The following is a 15362-nucleotide window of genomic DNA, read 5'->3' as shown; positions in this document are numbered from 1 at the left end:
ACCGCGAGCCCGGACAGTCACTGCGCAGCGGTCACCGTGACGAGGTTGGCGCCCGCCACCAGGTCGAGAAAGAGCCGCTCCGCCGCCCGGTCCCACCCCGGCGTACTCAACAACTCGCCAGCGGCCACCCCGGCCCAGCGGTCGTCGAACACCGCTACCGTTCCGGCACCCGCCCCCACCCGTACCCGCACCGGCGGCCCGCCCGGCACCCGGACGTCGAGCTGACTGGTCCCGCCGGTCAACCGCACCGACATCGTGCCGCCGCGCACCGGCGGCAGAATGAGTTCGCTGCGTGCCGACCCGCCCGCGAGTTCCACGCCCAACAGTCGGGCCCGGCCCAGATCCAGCACCTGCTCGCTCACCCCACCGGCGAGGTGCAGACGCCAGGCGACCCGCTCGTTGAGCAGCACCCGCGCGACCCGCTCCCCGGACGCGCCGCTGGCCACCAGGCCCAGCCGGACGGTCCCACCCTGCACCATCGGCCGCACGGCAACACTCGACCCGGCCGGGCTGCTGATCCGGTAGAGGTCGTCTCCCAGGTCAGCCACGCGCAGGTCGAACGAGGCCAGGCCGTCCGCGAGCACGAATGTGGCCTCCGTACGCCCCGCCACCGGCGCCGTCACCGTCTGCTCGGCAACCGCCGCAGCACCCTCGCCACCCGGGCCACCGGCGTCCCGACCCGAGCCGCCGGGCCGGGAGTCGTCGGGGCGAGTGCGGTCGTGCTGGCTGCCGTCGCGGTGGCTGCCGTCGCGGCTGCCGTCGTTCCGGCCGGAGTAGGTCATGCCGAGGTGATTCGGGTCAGCGATGATCACGACCACGGCGGCGGCGCCCAGAACCAGCACGACGGCGGTGGCCGCCAACAGCAGACGAGCACCGACTGACCACCTCTGACGCGGCGCGGCCCCACCCGGCGGCTCCGGTTCCGACTCCACGTGACGACCTGGTCCGTTCCCCACTGCGGTCATGTCTGCGTCCCTCCGCCGGTCCCCGGCAGTGGATACGTACCCACCGGCAGATCGGATCACTCCGCGCCGACCACGCCACTCCCCTCCGTCGCCGGCCACCTCACATTGGACGATGCCGTTGGCCGACAGTCACCTCGCCGCCCGACCGTGACAGCGGCGGTCAGGTGGCCGGACGCCAATCACCGGGGCCAGGCCGGTCCGCTGTCGGCACCGGGCTGGGGGTTAGCCGTTGGGGGCAGACAGCGCCTGGGTGCGCCCCGCGCCTTGGGTGGCCTGGGTGCGCCCCCGCGCCTGGGTGGCCTGGGTGCGCCTGGGTGCGCCCGCGCCTCGGGGTGTCGCGGCGTGGCCATGACGGTGGGCCAGCATCCGGGTTGGGGTCCGGACATGCCGCTGGCCGGCACCCCTGTGTTCGGGGGTGCCGGCCAGCGGTCCTGCGGTCCTGCGGTGGTGCTGTGTGGTCCTGCGGTGGGTCAGCTGTTCCAGTACTGGCCGACCAGGTCGGCGGCCTGCTGCTCCCACTGCGCGTACGCGTCCGGGTACGCCGAGACCTGCACGGTCTGCGCGGCGTCGGTCAACGGCATGTCCTGCCAACCATCAACCTGCTTCAAACCCTTCAGGAACGCCGTCGTCGAGTAGGCGGGGTCGGTGATCTGCTCCGGCGTACCCCAACCCGAGGACGGGCGCTGCTGGAACAGACCCAGCGAGTCATGGTCGTTACGGTCACCCAGGTGACCCAGGTTCTCCAACTTCGACTCCTGCAAACTCGTGCCGATGGAGATGACCGCGGCCCGCTCGGGCATGCCGGCCTTCTTCGTCGCGGCGATGATCGCCTTCACATTGCCGGTCTGCTCATCGTTCAACGGAATGCGCGACTGCTCACCCTGCGGCTTCACCGACTGCACCGCAACCGGCTTGGTATCGACAGGGGTGGCGGCGTGAGCGGCGATCGGACCGGCGAACACACCACCGGCGAACGCGAGACCAGCAACGGACAGCATGCTCTTACGGATGATCGTGTTCATGGGGTAGCTCCTTCGGGGGTAGGAAACACCCACCACCAGGGGGACGGTGGCTGAGGGTGTGAGCACCTCGTCCGGCGCTGCACAAACAAAAGGGGAAAGTCTTGGGGGGATTCGGCGACCTACGGCCGGGGGCTCGTGGCGCCGGGTCCAGATGCAACGACCGACAGGCCATGGCCATTCCGGGGGCGGCCCATCCGCACATCGAACCGGTGCGGCCGGTCGTGGAGGATGCAACCACCAGAGGACCGGGGTCATTCCGGGGCCCGGCGAGCCGGTCGTGGGGATGTAACGACCGGGCCTGGCCGGGCATTCCAACCCCGCGTGCGGGGCGGGCCGGCGGCCGGTGGTACTGCGATCGTCAGGATATGTAACCCGTCCGAGGCCGCCACGATTCCGGCCCCAGGATGCCACCGGTCACACCCAGAAACCACCCACAGACGACATCTCGCCTACACCGGCATCGCCCAGCCCGGTCAGACCGGCCCGTGAGGGGATGATCCACTCGACATCGCTGATATCGCGGTATCCACGGCACCGGGATACCCCGACATCGCCGATGTCGAGTCGATCAACCCGGCCCCTCGGCCGAACGCCACCCCACAATCGCACAAAACCCCCAAATGGCCCCGGGTTGGCTCGCCTGCGTCGCGCATCCGGGCGCGGGCAGGCCTCGCATTGCCAACACGCGCCTGGCCGCGCTCGATTCACCTCGGCGCGAGCCAACCGCCACACCAGGCGGCTCGGCGCTCAGCCCCACCAAGGCACTCAGTCGGACCAGACAGCCAAGCGATCAGGCGATCAGGCGCTCGGACGCTCGGGTGGCCAGGGCGGCGGCCCAGCGCCTGGGCACTCGGCACCCGGCAGCCAAGCGGCCCAGCGTTCGGCACTCGGACGTCCAGGCCCTGTCCTGGCGATCATGGTCGGGCTGCCCGAGTGGCTGCCTCGACCCCAGGCCCCCAGGCCGCCAGGCCCCCAGGCCGCCAAGCGCTCACGCGGCCAAGCGCTCACGCGGCCAGGCGTCAAGCGCTCACGCGGTCAGGCCCACCACGCGGTCGGGGCGGACACGCGGTCAGGGCGGACACGCGGCCAGGGCGGACACGCGGCCAGGGCGGACACGCGGCCAGGGCGGACACGCGGCCAGGGCGGACACGCGGCCAGGGCGGACACGCGGCCAGGCGTCAAGCGCTCACGCGGTCAGGCCCACCACGCGATCGGGGCGGACACGCGGTCAGGTGATTAACGGCCCCTTGTTATCGGATTTTGTTGTAGAGGGGCCCCTTCCTAACTGGTTAGGCGGGAGCGGACCTTTGTGGCGCAGTCGTTGAGCACCGTCTGCGCGTCCAGGCCCAGGCTCTCGATGGCCACCAGGGCTGTGAAGGCGACGTCGGCCAACTCTGCCGCCACGTCCTCGCGGGTGTGGGTGACGCCCTTGCGGGGGTTCTGCCCGAGCAGGCCGATCCACGCGGCCGACGCCTCGCCCGCCTCCTCGGTCAGTTTGAGGATGCGACACGTCAGTTCCGTCTGACCGGCGCCGTTGGCCGCGTCCAACCAACTGCGCGAGGCGCGCGCCGCATCCCAGATCGACTCGTTCACGTCGACCAGTCAACCCGACCGGCCGGGCGGGCCGCGCAACCGGGGCGGGCGTCCTGAGTTCCTGGTCAGTACGCCATTGACAGTGATCGAAGGCGGTTCTAGGTTCAGGGCGCTACCGGCTGGTAGGCACCGTCCCGCCTAACATCCGTCCGATGGGGAGCATCGATGCTGTCCGTACCCGTTCGTACCCTGCGCCGTCTGCTCGCCGCCACCGCCACGCTGACCCTGGCGGTCGGTCTCGCTGGCGCCGCACCGGCCGGCGCGGCTGACCGCGACCCCCGGGGCGGCCAGCCGCTGCCGGGCTACACGATCGAGAATCCGCCGCTGGCGCCGCTGGTGGTGGCCGGTAAACCGACGACGGTACGCCAGGGCGTGCACCGCCATGCCGCGTACATCATCGAGGTTCCCGCCCGGTGGAACGGCGACCTGGTGTTGTGGGCGCACGGCTACCGGGGTCAGGGCACTGTGCTGTCGCCGGAGCCGCCGGCCTACGACATGCGTCAGCGGCTGCTGGCCCAGGGGTACGCGTGGGCGTCGTCGTCGTACGACCGCAACGGCTTCGACATCCGCTCGGGGGTGTTGAGCACGAAGGATCTCGCCGACCACTTCGGGCGGACGGTGCGCAAGCCGCACCGCACGTATCTCGCCGGGGTGTCGATGGGCGGGTACGTCATCGGTCGCTCGCTCGAGCAGTACCCCGGCTTCTACGACGGCGCGCTGCCCATGTGCGGGGTGCTCGGCGACCAGACGTTGCTCGACTTCTTCCTCGACTACAACCTGGTGGCGCAGGCTCTCGCCGGGGTGCCTGCCTACCCGACGCCGGCGGACTACCTGACAAACGCCGTGCCCCGTATCCAGGTGGCGCTGGGTCTGGCGGGGCTCACGCCCACCGGGCCGGACACCACCACCGAGCGCGGCAAGCAGTTGCGGGCCATCACGGTGAACCGCTCGGGCGGGCCACGCCCCGGCGCCGATGCCGCCTTCGCGGTCTGGAAGGACTTCCTCTTCTCGATCTCGGTGACCGACGGCGGCACCTCCCCCGCCCAGCGGCCCGGCCAGATCTCCACGAACCTGCTGACCCGCTACAGCCCGAACAGCCCCGCCGACGTCAACGCCACGGTGCGGCGGGTCGCGCCGGAGAACCTCGTGCAGCGGCTCCTGCCGACGCTCACCGAGGTGCCGAGGATCGCCGGCCGCCCGAGCGCGCCGGTGGTCAGCCTGCACGGCCTGGGTGACCTGTTCGTGCCGTTCAGCATGGAGCAGGCGTACGCCGATGATGTGGCTCGGCACGGTCGCAGCCGGCTGGTGGTGCAGCGTGCCATCCGGACCACGCAGCACTGCGAGTTCAGCCCGGCCGAGGCCGGCGCCGCGTGGGACGACCTGGTGTCCTGGGTACGCACGGGCAAGCGCCCGGCCGGCGACACGGTGACGGACCCGGCGGTGGTGGCGCGAGCCGACTACGGCTGCCGGTTCAGTGACCGGGCCGCGTACGCCGCTGGTGTCGGCACCCGCCGCCTGTACCCCGCCTGCTGAGACACGACGACGCCGGCCGGCCCCCGTTACGGGAGCCGGCCGGCGTGTGTGTGCGGTGGGTGTTACGAGAGCTGCTGGACGAGGTCCGCCGCCTGCTCCTCCCACTGCGCGTACGCGTAGGGGTAGGCGGAGACCTGGACGGTCTGCGCCGCGGCGGTCAGCGGCATGTCCTGCCAGCCGCCCACGTTCTTCAGGGAGTTGAAGAACGCCGTGGCGGAGTACTCGGGGTCGGTGATCTGCTCGGGCGTGCCCCAACCCGACGACGGGCGCTGCTGGAACAGCCCCTGCGAGTCGTGGTCGTTGTATGCGCCGAGGTGGCCGAGGTTGTAGAGCTTCGACTCCTGCAACGAGGTGGCGATGCCGATCACCGCGCCACGGTCGCCGACGCCTGTCTTCTTGGCCACGTCGATGATCTCGCGGGCGTTCTCGATCTGCGCGTCGTCGAGCGGGATGCGCGACTGTGCGCCCTCGACGCCGTGCGGGATCAACTCGTCGCGGCTGGGCTTGCCGGCCGGCGGCTTGCTTGTCGGCGAGCCGGTGGTGAGGCCCGACTCGACGGGCTGGTCGTCCTGGCGCGCCGACGTGGCGGCCTTGCCGGTGGCGAGGTCGATGGCGGCGACCGCACCCTCGTGCGGTCCGGAGGTGACCGGGGCGGCGACGGCGGTCGGCCCGAATGCGAGGCCGCCCAGCGCTGCCACACCGAGGACGCTCAGCGCGGTCTTGCGGTATGAGTCCTTAGCGATGGCCGGGAGCCATCGAGTGAAGTCGACCTTCACGATGATTGCCCCTTCGATCGTGCGGAGCGCTCCGGGGTGAACACTCCTCGGGAGATGACCGCGGGACGGGTTTGAGCTCCGGCGGTACGGGGGACACAACCAGGTTGACCTGTCGGTCATTCCGGATATGCCGGTCCCGGGGCGAGGTGCGGCCCCGGTCACCTCCGGGAATCGGACAGGCGGCTCAGCCGCGACCAGGGCGCACGCGCAGGCCCTCGGAAACGGACAGCCGGGACGAAGGCCTCAGGTGACGGCGGGTGTGCCGTAGCGGACCAGGACGTGCCAGAGCTGTTTGAGGTGTTGCAGGGTCTCCGCAGCCGATCCCCGGTCCGCCCAGCGGGCCGGCTCGGTCACCACCGACACCGCGCCCCGACCGATCAGGGCCGCGTCCACCGAATCGCCCGGTCGGGCGAACTCCCGGTGCAGACGCTCCGCCAGCACCGGGATCGCTGGGCCTCGGAAATCCGGGTCGACCCCGTCGACGGCCAGCACGAAGCCCGGGTGCCACCGCAGCGGGAAGCCGTAGCGCTTGGCGATCGACTCAAGCGCAGCGCCGGTCTCGGTGCCGGCGAAGGACGGGTCCGCCACCAACTCCTCGACGTCCTGGGCCAGGTCGAGGACGCCGTGGATCTGGGCCTCCACGTAGTCGTCGAGCGCGCGACCGACAGCGGGCGCGGCGCGCGGCCCGTCGAGCAGTGTCCGGACCAGCGCCGCGACGTCCGTGTCTGTGCGGCCCAGGCACTCACCTGTGGCGGCGGTGCCGGTCACGAGCCCGGCGAGCACCGCCTCGAAGGCATCGGCGGTGCCCACCGTACGGGGGCCGAGGTGGCTGTCGCCCAGGCAGAAGGTCGCCCGGGTCAGCACCGTTGGGCGTAGCCGCAGGTGGCAGGAGCCGAAGCGGGGGCAGGCGCCGTCCGCGTGGCCGAGCAGGTTGAGGCCGCCGTAGGTGGGCCGCTCCTCCGGGGTCACCCCGGTCCCGTGGTACGCGCCGTCGAACATCCGGCGCTCCCACAGGTCCCGATCGCCGCCGGGGTACGCGGTGAGCCCGCCGTTGGAGATCCCTGTGACGAACTGACTGCGGTACACCCCGTCGTCGGCCAGTGCGGTGGCGACGGTCCGCCCGTCGGCGCACAGCCGATCCGGATGGAAGTTGACGGTGAGCCGGCCAACGGAGTCGACCGTGGCGAGCAGCCGCTGCGGCAGGTGGTCGATGCCGGCGGCGGCGAGGTCCCGGGTGAGGGCCGCCAGCGCGGCGGGGCGCTCGACCACGGCGGTGCTGCGGACGTACGCCAGAGCCGCGGCCTGCGCCACGGTGAGAGCCGCAGCGGTCGGCCCGGCCGATTCAGTCGTCGTCACGTGCGGTCCCGAAGCCCTCCATAGCGGCCCGCTCGTCCGGCGTCCGCAACTCCTGAAAGACGGTGATCTGCAGGTCGGCCGGGGCGTCGAGGCGGGAGTTGAGCGACTGCCACGGCGTGCGGGTGGGCGGTGCGATCTCGTTCGCCCCGGCGGCGACCAGCCGGGCGGTTGTCGCCTCGGCGTCGTCCACCTCGAAGGCCACCCGGATGCGCGGCGCGACCTGCCGGCCCACCTCGACCTCGTCGATCATGCGCTTCTGCGCCGGGTTGGCGATCTCCAGCGTGGCGCGGCCGGCGTCCAGGATCACCACGCGGGCGTCCCCCTCGCCGCTGTACGCCGCCTCCTCGGTCAGGCCGAGCGCGTCGCGGAAGAACGCGACGGCGGCCTCGTGGTCGGCAGCCTCCACGACGAGGCGCAGTTGACGGACGACGGGCGCGGGCTGTTCGACGGTCATGACGGCAGATCGTAACGTCGGTCGGCGGCGGTAGATTCAGGCGCAGTCCGGAGGGGGTCGAGGATGGCCGACACAGACGAGGCGTACGTGCTGCGGCCGGTCGGGCGGGTCGTCTCGCCGCTTACCGACGCGGCGAGCGCACCCCGGCAGGGCGACGAAGGTGCGCCGGCCGCCTGGCTGGTCTTCGACCCGTCGGTCGAGCGGGCTGTGCGCGACCTGTCGGTGGGCGCGGAGATGCTGGTGCTGACCTGGCTGGACCGCGCCCGCCGCGACGTGCTGGTGGTCCACCCGCGCGGCGACGAGGGCCGACCGGAGACCGGAGTGTTCAACACCCGCTCCCCGCACCGCCCCAACCCGATCGGCCTGCACCTCGTCCGGGTGCTTGCCGTCGACGGGCTGCGTGTGCGGGTGGCCGATCTGGAAGCCCTCGACGGCACCCCCGTGCTCGATGTCAAGCCGGTGCTGGGCGCGGTGGACGAGCGCTGACCCGTCGACCGCGCGCCAGCCGCCGCGGCGGCGTGCCAGAGGTCAGTGGCCCCGGGCGATCCACTCCTGCAGGTGGGGGGCCTCCGCGCCGATTGTGGTGTCGTCGCCGTGCCCGGTGTGCACGATCGTCTCCGCCGGCAGGGTGAGCAGGCGGGTGCTTATCGACCGGACGATTGTGTCGAAGTCGCTGTACGAGCGACCGGTGGCGCCCGGCCCGCCGGCGAAGAGCGTGTCGCCGGTGAACACCGCACCCAGATCCGGGGCATAGAAGCTGCACGCGCCGGGGCTGTGCCCGGGGCTGTGCAGCACCCGCAGCGTGGTGCCGGCCACCTCGATCTCCTGACCGTCGTGCAGTTCGCCGTGCGGAGGCAGGTGGGGGTGGACCATGTCCCAGAGGACGCGGTCGGCGGCGTGCAGCAGCACCGGGGCGCCGGTGGCCTCGGCCAGCTCCGGCGCCACGCGGACGTGGTCGTCGTGCGCGTGGGTGGCGAGGATCGCCCGGACCCGCCGGTCGCCGACAAGCGCGAGGATCGCCGGCACGTCGTGCGGCGCGTCGAGGATCACGCACTCGCTGTCGTCGCCGATGACCCAGACGTTGTTGTCGACGTCGAACGTCTGCCCGTCGAGGGAGAACGTGCCGGAGGTGACCGCGTGGTCGACCCTGGCGGTCATCAGAACACCACCACCGAACGGAGCACGTCGCCGTGGTGCATCCGCTCGAACGCGTTCTCGACCTGGTCGAGCGCGATCTCCTCGGTGACGAAGGCGTCCAGGTCGAGGCGGCCCTGCAGGTACAGCTCGGTGAGCATCGGGAAGTCCCGGCTGGGCAGGCAGTCGCCGTACCAGCTGGACTTGAGGGCGCCGCCGCGCCCGAAGACGTCAAGCAGCGGCAGCTCGACCTGCATCTGCGGGGTCGGCACGCCGACAAGCACGACGGTGCCGGCCAGGTCCCGGGCGTAGAAGGCCTGCTTCCACGTCTCCGGACGGCCCACCGCGTCGATCACCACGTCGGCGCCGAACCCGCCGGTGGCGGCGCGGATCGCCTCGACCGGGTCGGTCTCGGAGGCGTTCACGGTGTGCGTGGCACCGAACTTTCGGGCCCACTCCAGCTTGCGGGTGTCGGTGTCCACCGCGACGATCGTCGTCGCGCCCGCGAGGGCCGCGCCGGCCACCGCCGCGTCGCCGACGCCGCCGCAGCCGATCACCGCTACCGAGTCTCCCCTGGTGACGTTGCCGGTGTTCATGGCCGCGCCGAGCCCGGCCATCACCCCACAGCCGAGCAGGCCCACCGCGGCGGGTCGGGCGGCCGGGTCGACCTTCGTGCACTGGCCGGCGTGCACGAGCGTCTTCTCGGCGAACGCGCCGATGCCCAGCGCCGGGGCCAGCTCGGTGCCGTCGGTGAGGGTCATCCGCTGCTTGGCGTTGTGGGTGTTGAAGCAGTACCACGGCCGGCCCCGGCGACAGGCCCGGCAGTCTCCGCAGACGGCCCGCCAGTTGAGGACCACGAAGTCACCCGGCGCGACGTCGGTGACGCCGTCGCCCACCTGCTCGACGATGCCAGCGGCCTCGTGGCCGAGCAGGAACGGGTACTCGTCGTTGATGCCGCCCTCGCGGTAGTGCAGGTCGGTGTGGCAGACCCCGCAGGACTGGATCCGGACGATCGCCTCACCGGGGCCCGGATCGGGCACCACGATCGTGGTGACCTCGACCGGTGCTCCCTTGCTGCGGGAGATGACTCCCCGGACTTGCTGGCTCACTTCGCCTCCTGCTGGTGGTCTGCGGCAGGGACCGGATGCCGGCAGGTGTGTGAAACCGGGCTCGGCGATAGGCCCCTGCCGAACCTACCGCGCTCACCACGGCCGGCCCCAGCCGACCGGGCGGCGGGTTATCGCGGGTCACGTGGGGTACGCGGGCCGAAGTTCCGACCACGGCCACCAGGAGTGATCATGAAACTCGCGCATCTGCCGCTGCGTGTCAGCATCGGCGCGTACTTCCTCAACTCGGGTCTGAGCAAGCGGAACCTGGAGGGCGAGGCCGCGGCAGGCATGCACGGAATGGCGGCGGCGGCCATGCCGCAGCTCAAGCAGTTCGAGCCGGCGCGTTTCGCCAAGCTGCTGTCGTACTCCGAGATCGCGTTGGGGGCCGCGCTGCTCGCGCCGTTCGTCCCGACGCCCCTGGTGGGTCTCGGCCTCACCGCGTTCAGCGCGGGCCTGGTGCAGCTGTACCTGAAGACACCGGGGATGCGGGAGCCGGGCAGCATCCGCCCGACCCAGCAGGGCGTCGGCCTGGCCAAGGACGTGTGGCTTGTCGGCGCTGGGCTGACGATGGTCCTGGAGGGGCTGACCCACGGGCGCCGACGCCACTGACCTCGGCGGTGACCCATTCGCGTTCGGTGCGGCCGTTCTACCGGCCGATGCGGCCGCGCAGCCGCGACGAGCCGCACCGCACGGCCACGCCGCTGGAACTCCTCTTCGACCTGTGTTTCGTGGTGGCCGTGGCGCAGGCCGCGACCAGCCTGCACCACGACGTCGCCGAGGGCCGCCTCGGTCACGCGGTGACCAGCTACGTGATGGTGTTCTTCGCGATCTGGTGGTCGTGGATGAACTTCACCTGGTTCGCGTCGGCGTACGACACCGACGACGATGTCTACCGGCTCACCACGCTCGTGCAGATCTCCGGCGCGTTGATCCTGGCCGCCGGGGTGCCCCGCGCCTTCGCCGACGGCGACTTCGCCGTCATCACCTACGGGTACGTGGTGATGCGGCTGGCCGCCGTCGCGCAGTGGACCCGGGCCGCCGCCGGGGACCCGGCACACCGTGCGGCGGCACGCCGGTACGCGATCGGGGTGACAGTGGTGCAGCTCGGCTGGTTGCTGCGGCTCACGCTTCCCGACGAGGGGGGCATCGCGTCGTTCGTGCTGTTGGGGCTGGCCGACCTGCTGGTGCCGGCGGTCGCCGAGCGGCCCGGCATGACACCGTGGCACCCCGGGCACATCGGCGAGCGGTACGGGCTGTTCACCCTCATCGTGCTCGGCGAGGCGGTACTGGCGATCTCGGTGGCGATCCAGACCGGCCTCGACGCCGGCGACCATCAGCTCTGGTCACTCGCGGCGGCCGGTGCGGCAATCGTCTTCGCCCTCTGGTGGCTCTACTTCGACAGGCCGATCGAGGCGCCGGACCGGCTGCCTTACTCCCTGATCTGGGGCTACGGCCACTACCTGATCTTCGCGGCGGTCGCGGCGGTCGGCGCGGGCCTGACGGTGGTGGTGGACCACGAGCGGCACCTCGGCCACATCTCCGGCATCACCGCCGGCTACGCGGTGGCCATCCCGATGGCTGTCTTCCTGCTGACCGTGTGGGTGCTGCACGTCCGCCGCCAGCAGCACGGCGGTGTGGTCGTGGCCTACCCGGTCGTCGCCGGGCTGGCGCTGCTCGCGCCGCTGGGGCCGGCCCCGGTGCAGATGCTGGCGCTGCTGCTTGTCGCCCTGGTGGCGCTCACCGTCCTGCTGCGTCGGCGCGACGACGGTGCCGCGCCAATGCGAGCCGAGGCGGGCCGGGCCTGACCTCGGCGCGGCATAGTTCGGTGATAGGACCCGAATATGCGGCACGAGTTTGGGCGCGGCGGCCCGGAAGTCGGCAGAATTGCGGCATGCTTCGCCGCCGATGGCTGTTGGCCGACCAACTCGGGCCACATTTCCTCGACGACCCTGCTCAGCCGGTGCTGCTGGTGGAGATCCAGGAGTTGTTCCGCCGTCGGCCGATGCACAGGCAGAAGGCACACCTGATCCTCTCGGCAGTGCGGCACCGCGCCGCCGAGCTGGGTGATCGGGCGCTGCTGCTGCGCACCGACACGTTCCGCGAGGCACTGGCACAGGTCGCCGAGCCCGTCGAGGTGAGCCATCCGCACTCCTGGGCGGCCCTGCGCTTCGCCCGCACGGTGCCCGGGCTGACGGTGCTGCCGGCTCGTGGCTTCATCACCAGCCAGGCCGACTTCGCCGCCTGGGCGGACCGGACCCGGCGCGGCCCGCTGCGGATGGCCGACCACTACCGCCACGTCCGCCGTCAGCACATCGTGCTGACCGGGCCTGTCAACGCCGCCGGGCAGACCCGCCATCCGGGTGCGCAGGGCCGTGCCGAACCCCCGCCGCCGATCGTCGAGGACGACATCGACGCGCAGGTCCGCCGCGACCTGGACGTGTGGGCCGCCGACGGGGTGCGGTTCGTCGGCCGGGACGGCCCCCGGCAGCACCCCGCCACGCACGCCGAGGCGCAGGCCCGGCTGGAGCACTTCCTCACCCACCGGCTGCCCGAGTACGGCCGCTACGCCGACGTGATGAGCGCCGACGACCCGCTGTTCGCGCACTCCGCGCTCTCGTCCTCGTTCAACCTCGGGCTGCTGCACCCGGAGCCGGCCGTACGCGCCGCCGAGCAGGCGTGGCGGGCCGGCACGGCCCCGCGGACGGCGGTCGAGCCGTTCATCCGCGGGCTGCTCGGCTGGCGGGAGTTCCTGTGGCAGCTGTACTGGTATTTCGAGCCCCGGTTCCGGGGCGCGGACTGGCTGGCCGCCACCGAACCGATCCCGGACTGGTTCGCCGACCTCGACGCCGACGCGGTGGAGGCGCGCTGCCTGGCCGACGTGCTCGCCGCCGTCCGGGACCGGGCGTGGACGCACCAGACGCCCCGGCTGCTGGTGCTGGGCAACTACGCGTTGCAGCGCGGCTGGCGTCCGGCCGAGGTGGCGGACTGGTTCGAGCGCTGCTTCGTCGACGGCACCGACTGGGTGATGAACGCGACGGTGATCGGCATGAGCCAGTACGCCGACCTGTCCAGGGTGGACACCCGCCCGTACGCGGTGGACGGCACCGACATCGACGAGATCAGCGACTACTGCGGCGGCTGCCGGTATGTGCCGGAGCGGGCGCTTGGCGACCTGGCCTGCCCGTACACCGGGGGGTTCGAGAGTTTCCTGCACCGCAACCGGGAGCGGCTGGTGACCGACCCCCGGCTCGCCGCGGAGTTGGCGCGCCGCGACGAGCCGGAGCACCGCGAGGCGGTGGTGGCGCAGGAGGAGAAGCGGGGCAGCACCGCCCCGTGACGGGCCGCCGGTCGCCGATGGTGACGTGCTGAGTCAGTCGGGCACCCGGGTCGACGTCATGATCCAGTTCGTCTCCCAGGTGCGTTCGCCGTCGACCGAGAACGCCTGCTCCCAGCGGGCCGTGGTCGCGGTGATCTCCGACCAGATGAACCGGCACCGCACCGGTCGCCCCTCGTGCTGGTCGTCGGCGTAGAAGCGGCCCACGCCGTCGACGAAACGGCCCACCATCGGCGGCGGCTCCACCACTCCGCGACCGCTGTTCATCCAGTAGATCGACCACTGTTCGCGTACCGGGTCGAAGAGTCTGATCGTGGCGCCGGAGAAGCCCTTGGTCGGAAAGGTGACCTCGTCGAAGTTGCCGCCGCCGCCGAAGAAGCTGTGCGCGACCGACACCCCCGGAAACTCGTCCCACTCGTCGCAGCCGGCCAGCCGCTCACGCAACCGCCGGTTGGCCACGTTCCAGGTGCCCACGTAGAAGTCGAAGTCGCCCATCAGCGGCCCACCGGCCCTTCCGCTCGCGTGTCCCGCAGATAGCCGGGCAGGTCGGGGCTCTCCGGCGCCAGCATGTGCCGCACCCAGGCGGCCCGCTCGTGCTCCAGCACCGCCACCTCCCACACACAGCCCACGACGGGACGGCGCAGTTGGACGAAATGTGCGGGGTCCTGGTCCGGGCAGTCCAGCACGGGCTGCCCCGCCACCCCGACACGGATCTCCAGCGCGTTGTCCCACACCCAGGTGTACGCCAGCAGGTAGGCACCGGTGTCCGCGCCCCGGTGCAGCACCACCCACCCGGCGGCCGGGGTGCCGTCGCGCGGGGCGTCGGCCAGCAGCGCCGGCAGCAGGTCGTAGGCGGCCTTCTCCACCTCCGGCTCGATACGCCGCTCCGGCTGGTCGACGTGGTAGCGCTTGAGCTGTCGACCGTCCACCATGATCGGTCCCGGGGTTGTCAGATCCTTGTCGCGAAAGGCCATGCCGGGACGGTACGACCGCTCCCCTGACAGCTAGTGTCAGTGAAGTGCGGGCCAGTCGACTTCTCTCCGTCCTGCTGCTGCTCCAGTCGCACGGCCGGCTGACCGCGGCACAGCTCGCCGAGCGGCTGGCCGTCTCCCCGCGCACCATCTACCGGGACGTGGAGTCGCTTCACGCCGCCGGCATCCCGCTGTACGGGGAGGCCGGGCACGCCGGCGGCTACCAACTTGTCGACGGTTGGCGCACCCGGCTGACCGGCCTGACCGCCGAGGAGGCCGACAGGCTCTTCCTGGCCGGGCTGCCCGGCCCCGCCGACGAGCTGGGCTACGGCGACGTGGTGGCCGCGCTGCAACTCAAGCTGCACGCCGCGCTGCCGGCGCCGCTGCGCGACCGGGCCACCCAACTCCAGCAACGCTTCCACCTGGACACCCCCGGCTGGTACGCCGACGGCGACGCCTCCCCCGAGCTGGCCCGCACCGCCGAGGCCGTCTGGCGACAGCACCGCGTCGAGGTGCGCTACCGCAGCTGGCGCGGCGAGGTGACACGGGTGCTGGAGCCGTACGGCCTGGTGCTCAAGGGCGGCCGGTGGTACGTGGTGGCCACCCAGCCCGGCCGGTACGAACCGGCGACCTACCGGGTCAACCAGATCCTCGCCCTGACCCCGCTCGCGCAGGAGTTCGAGCGGCCTGCCGACTTCGACCTGCCGACCTGGTGGCGGGAGCACGTCGTGGGGTTCCGCGCCCGGCTGCACCGGGACGAGGCCACCGTCCGGCTCTCCCCCGCCGGCCGGGAACGGCTGCGGGAGATCGGCAGCGATCCGGTGGTGGCCGCCGTGGACGCCAGCGCCGGACCACCCGACGCGCACGGGTGGGTGACCGCCGTGCTGCCCATCGAGTCGCTCACCCACGCCCACGGTGACCTGCTGCGCCTCGGCGCCGACGTGGAGGTGCTGACCCCTGTCGCGCTCCGCGAGCGCCTGGCCGCCACGGCGGCCGGCCTGGCCGCCCTCTACGCCCCCACCGCGCAGCCGGCACGACAGCGCCGGCGTGGCGGGCCACCCCTCGCGAGTACGAGTCGGTAAACGGCCAGCCGGCACGGTCTGGGAGAGTGTGTC

General features: G+C 72.0%; 16 protein-coding genes. 6 read left to right on the top strand and 10 right to left on the bottom strand.

What is annotated here, in order from left to right; all coding sequences use genetic code 11:
• Positions 1 to 17: 17 nt before the first annotated feature.
• The 3 genes from ACFY2Q_RS25430 to ACFY2Q_RS25420 all read right to left on the bottom strand — a co-directional run bounded on the left by ACFY2Q_RS25430 (position 18) and on the right by ACFY2Q_RS25420 (position 3580).
• Complete coding sequence (locus tag ACFY2Q_RS25430; protein WP_387134225.1) at positions 18 to 932, bottom strand: hypothetical protein; 915 nt, start codon at positions 930 to 932, stop codon at positions 18 to 20.
• 503 nt (positions 933 to 1435) lie between these two features.
• Positions 1436 to 1987 carry a hypothetical protein gene (locus ACFY2Q_RS25425; RefSeq protein WP_387134223.1) on the bottom strand — a complete coding sequence of 184 codons (552 nt, stop codon included), beginning with the start codon at positions 1985 to 1987 and terminating at the stop codon, positions 1436 to 1438.
• A gap of 1281 nt (positions 1988 to 3268) precedes the next feature.
• Complete coding sequence (locus ACFY2Q_RS25420; protein ID WP_387134220.1) at positions 3269 to 3580, bottom strand: MazG-like family protein; 312 nt, start codon at positions 3578 to 3580, stop codon at positions 3269 to 3271.
• Positions 3581 to 3745: 165 nt separating this feature from the next.
• On the opposite strand from ACFY2Q_RS25420, the gene ACFY2Q_RS25415 reads away from it, so the two are divergent.
• Positions 3746 to 5113 carry a hypothetical protein gene (locus tag ACFY2Q_RS25415; RefSeq protein ID WP_387134218.1) on the top strand — a complete coding sequence of 456 codons (1368 nt, stop codon included), beginning with the start codon at positions 3746 to 3748 and terminating at the stop codon, positions 5111 to 5113.
• A gap of 62 nt (positions 5114 to 5175) precedes the next feature.
• On the opposite strand, the gene ACFY2Q_RS25410 is transcribed toward ACFY2Q_RS25415, so the two are convergent.
• The 3 genes from ACFY2Q_RS25410 to ACFY2Q_RS25400 all read right to left on the bottom strand — a co-directional run bounded on the left by ACFY2Q_RS25410 (position 5176) and on the right by ACFY2Q_RS25400 (position 7699).
• Positions 5176 to 5889 carry a hypothetical protein gene (locus ACFY2Q_RS25410; RefSeq protein ID WP_387134216.1) on the bottom strand — a complete coding sequence of 238 codons (714 nt, stop codon included), beginning with the start codon at positions 5887 to 5889 and terminating at the stop codon, positions 5176 to 5178.
• A 243-nt stretch (positions 5890 to 6132) separates the two neighbouring features.
• Positions 6133 to 7245 carry a DUF3626 domain-containing protein gene (locus ACFY2Q_RS25405; RefSeq protein ID WP_387134213.1) on the bottom strand — a complete coding sequence of 371 codons (1113 nt, stop codon included), beginning with the start codon at positions 7243 to 7245 and terminating at the stop codon, positions 6133 to 6135.
• Complete coding sequence (locus ACFY2Q_RS25400) at positions 7232 to 7699, bottom strand: VOC family protein (protein ID WP_387134210.1); 468 nt, start codon at positions 7697 to 7699, stop codon at positions 7232 to 7234. The genes ACFY2Q_RS25405 and ACFY2Q_RS25400 overlap by 14 nt, the downstream gene beginning before the upstream one ends.
• A 63-nt stretch (positions 7700 to 7762) precedes the next feature.
• Here ACFY2Q_RS25400 and tsaA point away from each other — a divergent pair, with 63 nt between their 5' ends.
• Positions 7763 to 8185, top strand: coding sequence for a tRNA (N6-threonylcarbamoyladenosine(37)-N6)-methyltransferase TrmO (tsaA, locus tag ACFY2Q_RS25395; protein ID WP_387134208.1), 423 nt, complete (start codon positions 7763 to 7765; stop codon positions 8183 to 8185).
• 42 nt (positions 8186 to 8227) lie between these two features.
• Here tsaA and ACFY2Q_RS25390 read toward each other — a convergent pair whose 3' ends face one another.
• Both ACFY2Q_RS25390 and ACFY2Q_RS25385 read right to left on the bottom strand, forming a co-directional pair.
• Positions 8228 to 8857, bottom strand: a complete 630-nt coding sequence (locus tag ACFY2Q_RS25390; RefSeq protein ID WP_387134205.1) for an MBL fold metallo-hydrolase — start codon at positions 8855 to 8857, stop codon at positions 8228 to 8230.
• A complete protein-coding gene (locus ACFY2Q_RS25385) occupies positions 8857 to 9942 on the bottom strand; it encodes an S-(hydroxymethyl)mycothiol dehydrogenase (RefSeq protein WP_387134203.1) in 1086 nt (361 codons plus the stop codon). Before ACFY2Q_RS25385 ends, ACFY2Q_RS25390 begins: the two co-directional genes overlap by 1 nt.
• A gap of 189 nt (positions 9943 to 10131) precedes the next feature.
• Between ACFY2Q_RS25385 and ACFY2Q_RS25380 the strand changes: the two genes are divergently transcribed.
• The 3 genes from ACFY2Q_RS25380 (at position 10132) to ACFY2Q_RS25370 (ending at position 13279) form a co-directional block, all read left to right on the top strand.
• Entirely contained in the window at positions 10132 to 10551 is a 420-nt protein-coding gene (locus ACFY2Q_RS25380) for a hypothetical protein (RefSeq protein ID WP_387134200.1), read from the top strand.
• A gap of 8 nt (positions 10552 to 10559) precedes the next feature.
• Positions 10560 to 11747 (top strand): low temperature requirement protein A, encoded by a 1188-nt coding sequence (locus ACFY2Q_RS25375; RefSeq protein WP_387134197.1) that lies wholly within the window; start codon positions 10560 to 10562, stop codon positions 11745 to 11747.
• A gap of 86 nt (positions 11748 to 11833) precedes the next feature.
• On the top strand, positions 11834 to 13279 hold the full coding sequence (locus tag ACFY2Q_RS25370) for a cryptochrome/photolyase family protein (protein WP_387134194.1): 1446 nt from the start codon (positions 11834 to 11836) through the stop codon (positions 13277 to 13279).
• 33 nt (positions 13280 to 13312) lie between these two features.
• Here the strand turns inward: ACFY2Q_RS25370 and ACFY2Q_RS25365 are convergent, their stop codons facing one another.
• Together ACFY2Q_RS25365 and ACFY2Q_RS25360 are read right to left on the bottom strand one after the other, a co-directional pair.
• Positions 13313 to 13771, bottom strand: a complete 459-nt coding sequence (locus ACFY2Q_RS25365; RefSeq protein ID WP_387134191.1) for a hypothetical protein — start codon at positions 13769 to 13771, stop codon at positions 13313 to 13315.
• Positions 13771 to 14250 carry a hypothetical protein gene (locus tag ACFY2Q_RS25360; RefSeq protein ID WP_387134189.1) on the bottom strand — a complete coding sequence of 160 codons (480 nt, stop codon included), beginning with the start codon at positions 14248 to 14250 and terminating at the stop codon, positions 13771 to 13773. Before ACFY2Q_RS25360 ends, ACFY2Q_RS25365 begins: the two co-directional genes overlap by 1 nt.
• Positions 14251 to 14294: 44 nt before the next feature.
• On the opposite strand from ACFY2Q_RS25360, the gene ACFY2Q_RS25355 reads away from it, so the two are divergent.
• Complete coding sequence (locus tag ACFY2Q_RS25355; protein WP_387134186.1) at positions 14295 to 15329, top strand: helix-turn-helix transcriptional regulator; 1035 nt, start codon at positions 14295 to 14297, stop codon at positions 15327 to 15329.
• Positions 15330 to 15362 lie beyond the last annotated feature (33 nt).

Source organism: Micromonospora sp. NPDC000316 (assembly GCF_042898885.1).
Taxonomy (GTDB): domain Bacteria; phylum Actinomycetota; class Actinomycetes; order Mycobacteriales; family Micromonosporaceae; genus Micromonospora.
The sequence above is the reverse complement of the archived record's forward strand: the minus strand, read 5'-3'. Positions and strand labels throughout refer to the sequence as shown.